Source organism: Nocardiopsis sp. MG754419, assembly GCF_018207095.1.
Taxonomy (GTDB): Bacteria; Actinomycetota; Actinomycetes; order Streptosporangiales; family Streptosporangiaceae; genus Nocardiopsis.
In genome coordinates this window covers 1-10,370 of record NZ_QOCZ01000176.1, presented here as the reverse complement: position 1 = coordinate 10,370, position 10,370 = coordinate 1, and the positions used below count along the sequence as shown (strand labels likewise).

Annotated in this window: 11 protein-coding genes; 9 read left to right on the top strand and 2 right to left on the bottom strand. The window is 71.9% G+C overall.

Features of this window, described 5'->3' with window-relative positions; genetic code table 11:
• Positions 1–419: 419 nt before the first annotated feature.
• Together dapE and DSY14_RS24420 are read left to right on the top strand one after the other, a co-directional pair.
• Entirely contained in the window at positions 420–1,484 is a 1,065-nt protein-coding gene (gene dapE, locus DSY14_RS24425) for a succinyl-diaminopimelate desuccinylase (RefSeq protein ID WP_211718964.1), read from the top strand.
• Positions 1,485–1,598: 114 nt separating this feature from the next.
• Positions 1,599–2,375, top strand: coding sequence for a TIGR00730 family Rossman fold protein (locus DSY14_RS24420; RefSeq protein ID WP_211718963.1), 777 nt, complete (start codon positions 1,599–1,601; stop codon positions 2,373–2,375).
• Between the two features lie 63 nt (positions 2,376–2,438).
• On the opposite strand, the gene DSY14_RS24415 is transcribed toward DSY14_RS24420, so the two are convergent.
• Positions 2,439–2,852 (bottom strand): hypothetical protein, encoded by a 414-nt coding sequence (locus DSY14_RS24415; RefSeq protein WP_211718962.1) that lies wholly within the window; start codon positions 2,850–2,852, stop codon positions 2,439–2,441.
• Positions 2,853–2,915: 63 nt separating this feature from the next.
• Here DSY14_RS24415 and DSY14_RS24410 point away from each other — a divergent pair, with 63 nt between their 5' ends.
• From DSY14_RS24410 to DSY14_RS24395, 4 genes are all read left to right on the top strand, one after another.
• The gene (locus DSY14_RS24410; RefSeq protein ID WP_211718961.1) at positions 2,916–3,515 is read left to right on the top strand and encodes a hypothetical protein; all 600 of its coding nucleotides are present in this window, start codon (positions 2,916–2,918) and stop codon (positions 3,513–3,515) included.
• A gap of 210 nt (positions 3,516–3,725) precedes the next feature.
• The gene (locus DSY14_RS24405; protein WP_211718960.1) at positions 3,726–4,307 is read left to right on the top strand and encodes a hypothetical protein; all 582 of its coding nucleotides are present in this window, start codon (positions 3,726–3,728) and stop codon (positions 4,305–4,307) included.
• 379 nt (positions 4,308–4,686) lie between these two features.
• Positions 4,687–4,854 (top strand): DUF3117 domain-containing protein, encoded by a 168-nt coding sequence (locus DSY14_RS24400; RefSeq protein ID WP_211718959.1) that lies wholly within the window; start codon positions 4,687–4,689, stop codon positions 4,852–4,854.
• Positions 4,855–4,951: 97 nt separating this feature from the next.
• Entirely contained in the window at positions 4,952–6,439 is a 1,488-nt protein-coding gene (locus DSY14_RS24395; protein ID WP_211718958.1) for a leucyl aminopeptidase, read from the top strand.
• Positions 6,440–6,639: 200 nt separating this feature from the next.
• Here the strand turns inward: DSY14_RS24395 and DSY14_RS24390 are convergent, their stop codons facing one another.
• Positions 6,640–7,230 (bottom strand): O-methyltransferase, encoded by a 591-nt coding sequence (locus DSY14_RS24390; RefSeq protein WP_211718966.1) that lies wholly within the window; start codon positions 7,228–7,230, stop codon positions 6,640–6,642.
• A gap of 328 nt (positions 7,231–7,558) precedes the next feature.
• On the opposite strand from DSY14_RS24390, the gene sigE reads away from it, so the two are divergent.
• From sigE to DSY14_RS24375, 3 genes are read left to right on the top strand one after another with little or no spacing between them, the layout of a single operon-like run.
• Positions 7,559–8,173, top strand: coding sequence for an RNA polymerase sigma factor SigE (sigE, locus tag DSY14_RS24385; RefSeq protein ID WP_211718957.1), 615 nt, complete (start codon positions 7,559–7,561; stop codon positions 8,171–8,173).
• Positions 8,174–8,175: 2 nt separating this feature from the next.
• Positions 8,176–8,949 carry an anti-sigma factor gene (locus tag DSY14_RS24380; protein WP_211718965.1) on the top strand — a complete coding sequence of 258 codons (774 nt, stop codon included), beginning with the start codon at positions 8,176–8,178 and terminating at the stop codon, positions 8,947–8,949.
• Positions 8,946–10,019 (top strand): transcriptional regulator, encoded by a 1,074-nt coding sequence (locus DSY14_RS24375; protein ID WP_211718956.1) that lies wholly within the window; start codon positions 8,946–8,948, stop codon positions 10,017–10,019. Before DSY14_RS24380 ends, DSY14_RS24375 begins: the two co-directional genes overlap by 4 nt.
• Positions 10,020–10,370: the final 351 nt, after the last annotated feature.

The following is a 10,370-nucleotide window of genomic DNA, read 5'->3' as shown; positions in this document are numbered from 1 at the left end:
CCGGGTGGTTGCACCACTACAATCACCACCGGTTCCACACCGCGAACAGCGGCCCTCCCGCCTCCCGCGTACCTAACCTCTCAGGTCAGTACACCTAGGTCGCCTGCTCCTCGGGCGCCGGGCGGCACGGCGGGAACCTTCGGGACCCGCCGTGCGCGGGCTCCTTCCTCGCGGGCCCACGTCCGGACCCTCCCCGGGTTCCGGAGGGCACGGTCCGACGGCGCCCTAACGGAACACCCCCGTGGATCGATCCACGGGCCTCGGGATCGCGGTCCGCCCGCACCCGGGCACACGTGACGCCCCTTCCGGATATCCGGAAGGGGCGTCCGCTGTTCTAGGGTGGCGACCAGTCGCGCACGGGAGAGGCAACGCCCGAGCGCGCACCGGTACCCACATCCGAACCGAAACGGGGCGACACCATGCTGGACCTGACCTCGGACGTGGCGGACCTGACCGCCGCCCTCGTGGACACCCGTTCCGAGAGCGGCGACGAGAAGGCCCTCGCTGACGCGGTCGAGAGCGCCCTGTCCGCCCTGCCCCACCTCACCGTCGACCGTGACGGCGACGCGGTGGTCGCCCGCACCGACCTGGGCCGCGAGCGCCGCGTCGTGATCGCCGGTCACCTCGACACCGTGCCCATCGTCGACAACGTCCCCTCGCACGTGGACGGTGACCTTCTCTACGGCTGCGGCACCACCGACATGAAGGCGGGTGTGGCCGTCCAGCTGAAGCTGGCCGCCCTCGTGGCCGCACCGGTCCACGACGTCACCTACGTCTTCTACGACAACGAGGAGGTCGACGCCGCGCGCAACGGCCTGCTGCGGATCAGCCGCAACCACCCCGAGTGGCTGCACGGCGACTTCGCCATCCTCATGGAGCCCACCGACGGGGTCATCGAGGGGGGCTGCCAGGGCACCATGCGGGTCGACGTCAAGGCCACCGGCAAGCGCGCCCACAGCGCCCGGTCCTGGATGGGGGAGAACGCCGTCCACAAGGCCGGCGAGATCCTGGACGTGCTGCGCGCCTACACCCCCCGGCGGCCCGAGGTGGAGGGTCTGACCTTCCACGAGGGCCTCAACGCGGTGTTCATCGAGGGCGGTGTGGCCGGCAACGTCATCCCCGACGCGTGCGTGGTCCGGGTCAACTACCGTTACGCCCCCGACCTGACCCCGGCCGACGCCGAGGCGCACCTGCGCGAGGTGTTCGCGGACTTCGAGGTGACCGTGACCGACTCGGCGGCCCCGGCCCGCCCCGGTCTGGACGACCCCTCCGCCGCCGCCTTCGTCACCGCCGTCGGCGAGGGCGAGGCGCGCGCCAAGTTCGGTTGGACGGACGTCTCCCGCTTCTCCGAGCTGGGCGTGCCGGCGGTCAACTACGGTCCGGGCGACCCGATGCTGGCGCACACCCGCGACGAGTACGTGAGCATCCCCCGGATCCGTGAGGCCGAGGAGCGGATGGTGGCCTGGCTCACCGGCCGTCGCTGAAGCCCCCCGGGGAGCGCGTTCTCGCAGGCCCGCACCGGGGTGCCCACCGGTCTCCACCGTTCGGTCACGCGTGGTTCAGGTGTGAGCCCGCCGCATCCGGATAGCTTTACGGGCATGACCCAAGAAGAACACGTGAGGCGCGCCGGACCGCTCACCTATCGCGGCCGCGCGATCCCCGACACCACGACCGACCAGCGCCTGCTCGACCGGAGGGGCCCCTCCGACTGGGTGCACACCGACCCCTGGCGGGTCCTGCGCATCCAGTCGGAGTTCGTCGAGGGTTTCGGGCTCCTGTCCGAACTGCCCTCCGCCGTGAGTGTCTTCGGGTCGGCCCGGATCAAGCCGGACACCGAGTTCTACGACCTGGGCGTCGAGGTCGGCGCCAAGCTCGCCCAGGCCGGCTACGCCACGATCACCGGTGGCGGCCCCGGGATGATGGAGGCCGCCAACAAGGGGGCCCAGCAGGCGGGTGGACTGTCCGTCGGGCTCGGCATCGAGCTGCCGTTCGAGCAGTCGCTCAACGACTACGTCGACATGGGCGTCACCTTCCGGTACTTCTTCGTCCGCAAGACGATGTTCGTGAAGTACTCGCAGGCCTTCGTGGTGCTCCCCGGCGGGTTCGGCACCCTGGACGAGCTGTTCGAGGCCATCACCCTGGTCCAGACCAAGAAGGTGACGCGCTTCCCCGTGGTGCTGGTCGGCACCGACTTCTGGGGCGGTATGCGCGACTGGGTGGAGTCCTCCCTGCTCAAGCACAACCTCATCTCTCCGCAGGACATGGACCTGCTGCACGTGACCGACGATCCCGACGACGTGGTCGCCACGATCCAGCGGTCCCACGTGCACATCGAGAACAAGTTCGAGCGCGAGGAGCCCGGCCCCTCCGCGTGAGAACGGCCCCCTCCGCTTCGGAAGGCCCTCGTGACCGGCGGGGGCCTTCCCGCGTGAGGAGGGTCAGACCAGGCCGCGACGCACCGCGGCGGGCGGGCGTTCGCCCCGGATCGACGCGACCATGTCCAGCGCCCGGCGGACCCGCTCGGGGTGCCGTGTGACGAACACACGCGCCCCGGCCCAGGCGTAGACCGCGGCCAGGGCCACTTCCGTGGCGGCGTCCGCCGGCACCGTCCCCGCGAGTGGGGCCGCGGGCGAACCGGCGTCGCCGTCGCGCCCCCGACGGTCCGCGTCGGGTCCCGTGGGATCGGGGTCGCAGCGCACCAGGACCGTGCGGTCGGCCTCGACCAGTGCCTCGACCCGCGCCGTCGACGGTCGGTGGCCGGCGTCGATCGCGGCGGCCACGACGGGGTCGGCGGCGGTCCCGCTCCCACCGAGGGCGTCGGGCGTCAGGACGTGGAAAGGCTCGTTCGACACCCGGCGAGTCTCCCACGCACCGCGGCTCCCTGGGGCGCCGAAGGGTGTGGCACGATCGGATCCGTGCCCTACTTCATCATGGTTCTGGTCGCCGTCGCCGCGCTCGCCGTCCTCGTCGGCGTGGTCTACGTCGTGCTCGGCAAGGGCGGTCAGCTCGCCCGGTTCGAGGCCGACTTCCCCCCGCTGGACCTCCCGGAGGGGCGCCCGGTGGGCTCTCGCGATCTCGGCGGGCTGCTCCTGCCGTTGTCGCTGTGGGGGTACCACGTGCGCGCGGTCGACGGGCTGCTGTTGCGCCTGACCGCCACGTTGCGCGAGCGCGAGGAGCGGATCGAGGACCTGGAGTGGCGCCTGGCCCGTCTGGACCCGTCGTACGTGCCCCAGGGCACCGGTCCGGGCCCGGACGCCTACCTGCCCGGTGACGCCCCGATCGAGGAGTCGGCGGAGCCGGCGGAGTGGATGCCGGACGACGCACCGCAGGGCCCGACAGAGACCTCGGACGCCGACACGTGGGTGTCCGAGGAGGACGGGGACACCGCGGACACCGCCCCGGAGGGCACCGACACGAACCCGGTGAGCACCGACACGCCCCCGGATCCGGCCGAGTACGCGCCCCGGGACGACGACGTCACCATCGGCGGCGGCAAGCGCGACGAACAGGACTGAACCGGCTCCGTAGGGCCCCGAAAGCGGGAGAGGCACACCAGCGCCGGGGCCTGGCCGCCCTCGTGGCGTGACCCGACCCCTATGCCCTGCATCACATCCGATCCGCCCCGCGCGGTCCTTTGGGGGTGGTTCGTGTGCTCTATTCTCTTTCGCTGTACATGCGTACCCCCGTTCCGACGGAACGGGTGGACCATCGTGAGGATGGCGAGGATGGACACAACAGCCGAACTCAGGGCGGGCACCGAGGACGAGCCCGGGGATTCCTCCACCCCGGTGCGTGAACTCTCCCTGTGGCCGCCGCCCCGCTCGACCCGGCACTCCGGCAGGCGCCGTCGCCTGCTGGCCCGCCTGGGCGCCGCGGCCTTCGTGCTCCTGTTGGCGGGTGGCGGCGCGGCCGCCGCCTGGTTCTACCTGGACGACTCCGACCAGGCGCCGGTCACGGCCACCTCCGAACCGGGCGAGTTCGAGGGGGCCTGGTCGGGCCGGATGCACCAGGTGAACACCGAGGGCGATCCGGTCGCCGAGTGGGACGCCGAGGTGCGGATCGACGAAGGCGCCGAGCGCGGCAGCACCGCCTGGACCACCTTCACCTGCTCGGGGACCCTGGAACTGTCGGCCCGCGACGGGGACCGGCTGGTGTACACCTACACCGAGACCTCCGACCCCGAGGATCGGTGTGTCGACGAGGCGGAACTGACCCTGTGGCCGGCCTCCGGTGCGGGGCTCAACGCCGAGTGGGCCTCGATCACCCGGGAGGGAACCCGCATGGTCTCCACCGGGACCCTCGACTGAGTCCCCGATCGACGCGAGACCGCAGGTGATACCCGGTCACGGGCACCCGATCGACGGCGGATTCGACCCGTCGGTCCGGGGCAGGAGACGAGCGGGACGTTCGCGCTTCGAGCGGGTTTCGGCCGGGATCGATATAACCTTAGTGATCAAAGCTTCCTCGTGATCGGACGCCCATGTCGGTGATCCGGCCCTCGCCCGACGCACACAGCGGGGTCGACCTCCGAGATAATGGGTGAAGAGTGATTCACGTCCCTTAAGCCACATGGGCGCGAGTCACCCGGAACCGGCCCACGGTTGCGGAGCCCGGACCCACGCGTGGATCGGCGCCGGTGCCGTGTGTCGGCTCCGGCTGCGAGGAACACCTAGAAAGGGGAATGGCATGGCGGCGATGAAGCCGAGGACCAGTGACGGGCCGATGGAGGTCACCAAGGAGGGTCGCGGCATCATCATGCGGGTCCCGCTCGAGGGCGGAGGCCGTCTGGTCGTCGAGCTGACGCCCGATGAGGCGACCGAACTCCGGGAGGCACTGCAGGGCGTCGTCGGATAGGTCCGACACCCGACTCGTCCCCCACCTGGGCCGGAACGCCCTGATGACCCCCGAGGTTCCACACCTCCCATGATGAGCGAACGATTGTGAGCGGCCTGTGCCCTTCGCCACGGAGATCCACCCCCTGACGGGGACCCTCGCCGAATCCACCGCGGACCTGCTGGTCCTGCCCGTTCTCGCGGGTGAGGAAGGTCCGGAGGTCGTCGAGGGGGTCGCCGACAGCGGACTCGCGGCGGCCCTTCCGGCCGCGCTCACCGACCTGTTCGCTCATTACGCGCTCACCGGCACGGCCGGTGAGTTCTCCCAGTTCCCGGTGACCCGGGACGGGGGCCTGGTCCGCCTGGCCCTTCTCGGAGTCGGATCGGGTACCCCCGCCGAGCTCCGGAAGGCCGGCGCCGCCCTCGCCCGGGCCGCCCGGGGCCGGGAACGTGTCGCCCTGGCCTGGTCGGGCGGTGAGGCGGAGGCCGCCACGGCCCTGGCCGAGGGCGCGCTTCTCGCCTCCTACACGTTCACCCTGAAGTCCTCCGAGCCCACCGAGGACCGACGCCCGCCCGCGCGGATCGACGTGGTCGGCGACACCGACGGCATCGCCGACGCCCTCGCCCTGGGCTCCCACCTGGCGGCCGCCACCGCCTTGGCCCGGGACCTGATCAACACCCCGTCCCTGGTCAAGGACCCCGAGTGGATGGCCACCCGCGCTCGGGAGACCTCCGACGACCGTGGGCTCGCCCTCCGCGTCTGGGACGAGACCGACCTGCGCGACGAGGGGTTCGGCGCGATCCTCGCCGTCGGCCAGGGTTCGTCCAGGCCGCCCCGCCTGGTCCAACTGACCTACACCCCCGAGGACCCCACCGGTCACGTGGTCCTGGTCGGCAAGGGCATCACCTTCGACACCGGTGGCCTCTCGCTCAAGCCCAACGACAACATGTCGCTGATGAAGACCGACATGAGCGGTTCGGCCATCGTCCTGGCGGTGCTGTCCGCCCTGGCGTCCGTCGGCGCGCGGATGAAGGTCACCGGCCTGCTGCCGCTCGCCGAGAACGCCTTCTCCGGTGACGCCACCCGGATCGGTGACGTGCTCACCACCTACTCCGGCACGACCGTCGAGGTGCTCAACTCCGACGCCGAGGGCCGCCTGGTCCTGGCTGACGCCATGGGGTACGCCGTCTCCGAGCTGGAGCCGGACCTCATCGTGGACGTGGCCACCCTGACCGGCGCCGCCAAGGTGGCCCTGGGCACCGGCATGGGTGCGCTCTACAGCACCGACGACGCGGTCGCCGCCGAGCTCATCGACGCCGGTGAGGCCTCCGGGGAGCCGCTGTGGCGGATGCCCCTCACCGAGGAGTACGTGCCGACCACGCGCTCCCGGGTGGCCGACCTCGCCAACATCGGCACCCGCAAGGAGTTCGGCCCGGCGGGCGCCACGGACGCCGCGCTGTTCCTGCGCGAGTTCACCGGCGGTCTGCCCTGGGCCCACCTGGACATCGCCGGCCCGGGCCGGTCCATGAAGGAGAGCGGCCTGCTCAGCAAGGGCGGGACGGCCTTCGCCACCCGCACCCTGTTGCGCTGGCTCGCCCACAGGTAGTCACGCGCTTTTCGACGGGCCCGGGGTGGACGTGTTCCGCCCCGGGCCCGTCGCGTGCTCGTGCTCCGTCGCCGTTCCGGCGCGGTGCGTCCCGCAGGCGCCGTGCGCCCCGGTGGTCACGGGGCTCCTCGGGCCACGCCGGGGTGACCGCCCCGACCGTCGGCGTCGGCCGCACCGAACCGATCCCGTCGCGCGGTCCGTCAGGGACGGATGGCGGTGAGCAGACCCTCGCCGACCGGGACCAGCAGCGGAATGAACTCCTCGTCCTCGCGCATGCGTCGCATCACCTCGCGCACCGCGACCTCCGCCTGGTCCGGTACCCGCAGCGGCCCGTCCGGCTCCTTGGAGGTGACCATCACGTTGTTGAAGGCGACCACACCGCCCGGACGCAGCAGCCGCAGCGCCTCGTCCAGGTAGGCGGGGTAGGAGGCCTGGTCGGCGTCGATGGACACCATGTCGTAGCCGCCGTCGGTGAGCCGGGGCAGGACGTCGAGGGCGGCTCCGCGGATCAGTCGGGCGCGGCCGGCCCCGAACCCGGCACGGGCGAACGCCGCGCGCGCGTAGTCCTGGTAGGCGGCGTTGACGTCCACCGTGGTGAGGATCGCGTCCGGCACCATCCCCCGGAGCAACCAGATGCCCGAGGTCCCACAGCCCGTGCCGATCTCCACCACCGAGCGCGCACCGATGGCGGCGGTGAGGAACCGCAGGGCGGCCCCGGTCGCGGCGTCCACCGGAGGGGCCGCGGAGCGCAGCCCCGCGTCGTAGGCGTCGGCCAGCGGGCCGTCGCCCATGGCGTCCTCCTCGAACCGCGCCTGCTCGGTCCGCACCCACGCGGTCCGTGCGACGCTCTCTTCAGCGCTGATGACGGCCTCCCAAGCCTGGTTTCCCTCATACGCGCCCCTGCGCGTGCGCCCTGTCCGGGAGCGTCACCCACCGTAGAATGGTGGTCGCGGTCAGGTGGTCTCCCTGGTCAAAAGACTAGCCTGAACAGGTCCGACTTTCCGCGCGTGGCCACGGGAACTTAATCGGCGTCTCCCGACGTTGAATCCGGATGAACGTACGTTGATCGTCACGAAGCGAAACTCCCCCCGACCAACGCTTGCTTGGTGGATCAACGGGATGAAGGGAGCAGCGGTGCCAGAGACCGGCCCTGCCGTCGATTTCGAGGCATGGGAACCCCCGAGCTGGGAAGAGGTCGTCCGCGTGCATTCGCCGCGCGTGTACCGCCTGGCGTACCGGCTCACCGGCAACAAGCACGACGCCGAGGACCTCACCCAGGAGGTCTTCATCAGGGTGTTCCGCTCCCTCGCCAACTACACCCCCGGCACCTTCGAGGGATGGCTCCACCGGATCACCACCAACCTCTTCCTGGACATGGCCCGGCGCAAGGCCCGGATCCGCTTCGAGGGTCTGGCCGACAACGCCGACGAACGCCTGGAGGGCCGCGAGCCCTCACCCGCCCAGCGCTACGACGATCGGCACTTCGACGCCGACATCCAGGGCGCGCTGGACGCCCTGCCCGCGGAGTTCCGGGCCCCCGTGGTCCTGTGCGACATCGAGGGGCTCTCCTACGAGGAGATCGCCGCGACGCTCGACGTCAAGCTCGGTACCGTCCGCAGTCGGATCCACCGAGGCCGCGCGCAGCTGCGCCGCGCCCTCGAACATCGGCGTTCTCTGGCGGCGCAGGCGGGCGACCACGGTGACCGGGCCAACGTGATCAAGGAGGCGGAGTGAGCATGGACCACCTCGGGGAGCGCCTGTCGGCGCTCATCGACGGGGAGTTGGGCGCCGCCGAACACGAACGCGCCCTCATCCACCTGGCCAAGTGCGAGTCGTGCCGGTTCGAGGCCGACATGATGCGCCGGCTCAAACGCCGCCTCACCGGGCTCGGCGAGCCCGAACCCGATCTCGACTTCATGGGCCGGCTCATGGCCAGCCCGGGACCGGCAGGCCCCTGGGACCGCCCCACCGGTGGTGGCCGCGGACCCGGCGGTCCCTCGGGCGGCAGCCCTTTCGGATCCAGCCCACCGCTGGGTTCCTCCCGTCCCCTCGGGGGGTTCCCCGGGGGCGGACCGACGATGCCGGGCCTGGACCCCGGTCACTCGGCCCAGGCCCCGACCGAACCCGGAACGGACACGGTGGAGGCCGCCCGGACCGAACGGGAGCGCCGAGGTCCGCGCACCGGCCCCGAACGCCACGTCCCCTCGCTGCAGGGAGAGGACTCCTCCGTCCGGCCGCCCTACTTCTCCGGCGGGCGCTACGCCGTGGCGGGTCTGGCGGTGGCCACCGCACTGCTGGGCAGCGCTTTCGTGGCGGGTGGTGAGGGCGCCGAAAACACCCCCGTCGTCGAACCCCGGCTGTCGGACTACGCGGTCGAACACGCCGTGACCAGCCGGCAGATCCCCGTGGTCGACCCCGGCGGGCCGTCGGTCGCCGCGTGGCCGATCGGCGCGCCCACGCCGCCCCTGGTGGCCGAGCCGCCCTCGGACCCGACCGAAACGACACGGTGAGGCCCGGAGGAACCCCCTCCGGCACCGGTTCGGGCCCCGTCGCCATCACCCTCATCGTGGTGTTGTGCGTTCTGCTGCTCACGGCGGCGACCCACCCCGAGGCGTCCGCGGTCCCCGCCGAGGGAACGGACGACGGCATGGCGGTGCTGCGCGGCGCGGCCGAGGCCGACACCGCGGTGGCCTACACCGCGGTGCGCGCCCTGCGGGGGCCGGAGGGCGGGGAGTCGGACGGGCTCGACGTGCGGGTGGTCAACCGCCCGGGGACGGGACTGGCCATGGCGCCCGTGGGGGCCGAGGAGCCCGCCTTCGTGGTGCGCTCCTCCTCGGCGCTGGAGACCCTCGACGAACGCCTCCTGGCGATGCTGGAGCACACCTATCGGGTCGTGGAGGTCGACCCCCGGGAGCTCGACGGTCGGCGGGCCCGGGTGGTGGAGGCCCGTAGGGCCGACGGCACCGTCGCCGGACGCTTCTGGGTGGACGACGCCACCGACCTGCTCCTGGGACGCGACGTCCTCGACCACGCGGGCGGAACGGCCTTCAGCAGCCGACTCACCGACCTGACCCTGGGGGACCGGGACTGGCCCGAGGGCGCCCTGGGCGACGCACCGTGGGGCGACGTGCTCGACCACGCCGAACGCGAGGGGCTCCGCGCCGAGGGCTGGAAACTGTCCGAGCACCTGGCGTGGAACCTTCGTCTGGTCGACGCGAGGTCCACCCACCACGAAGGTCGACGGGTCGTGCACACCGTCTACTCCGACGGGCTCTCCCAGATCTCGGTCTTCGTGCAACGTGGGAAGCTGGGGGAAGAACATCTCTCAACAGATCAGAGCGGATACGTCGGAACCGGTCCGGGGGGATCAGGCGTCACAACAGGGCACGAGACGATCTTCGGTGGAGACGTGGGTCAGTACCAGAGCATGTGGCAGGCGAACGGTTTCGTCTACACGGTCCTGGCGGACGCTCCAGCCGACCTGGCCTCCTCGGCGGTGTCGGCGCTACCGGGACCGGAGGGTTCCTCCGAGTTCTGGGCACGGGTCCAGCGAGGTCTGTCTCGGCTGGGGTTGGTGTAAGGCCCCGGACCGGTCGGTGCGCCGTGTGCCGAGCCGAACGCCTAGCGACTAACGGAGCAGGTCTTGAGCCAGGAGAACGACCGTTCGGAACCCGCTCAGGGACGGGATCAGTCCTCCTCACGCCCGGACGGCGGACCGCCCGGACCGGGGCCGTCCGAGCCCCCGAGGCCCGCGCCCGGGCCGGGTACTCCGCAGAGCGCGCCCTCCGGTGGGAGACCCGTCCCGCCTCCGGGCCCCGGCAACCCCGGTGGCCCCGGCAACCCGGTCGGTCCCGGCGGTACCGCGCACCCCACACCTCCGCCGGGACCGACCGGGTTGCCGGGGCCACCGGGGTTGCCGGGGCCCGGAGGC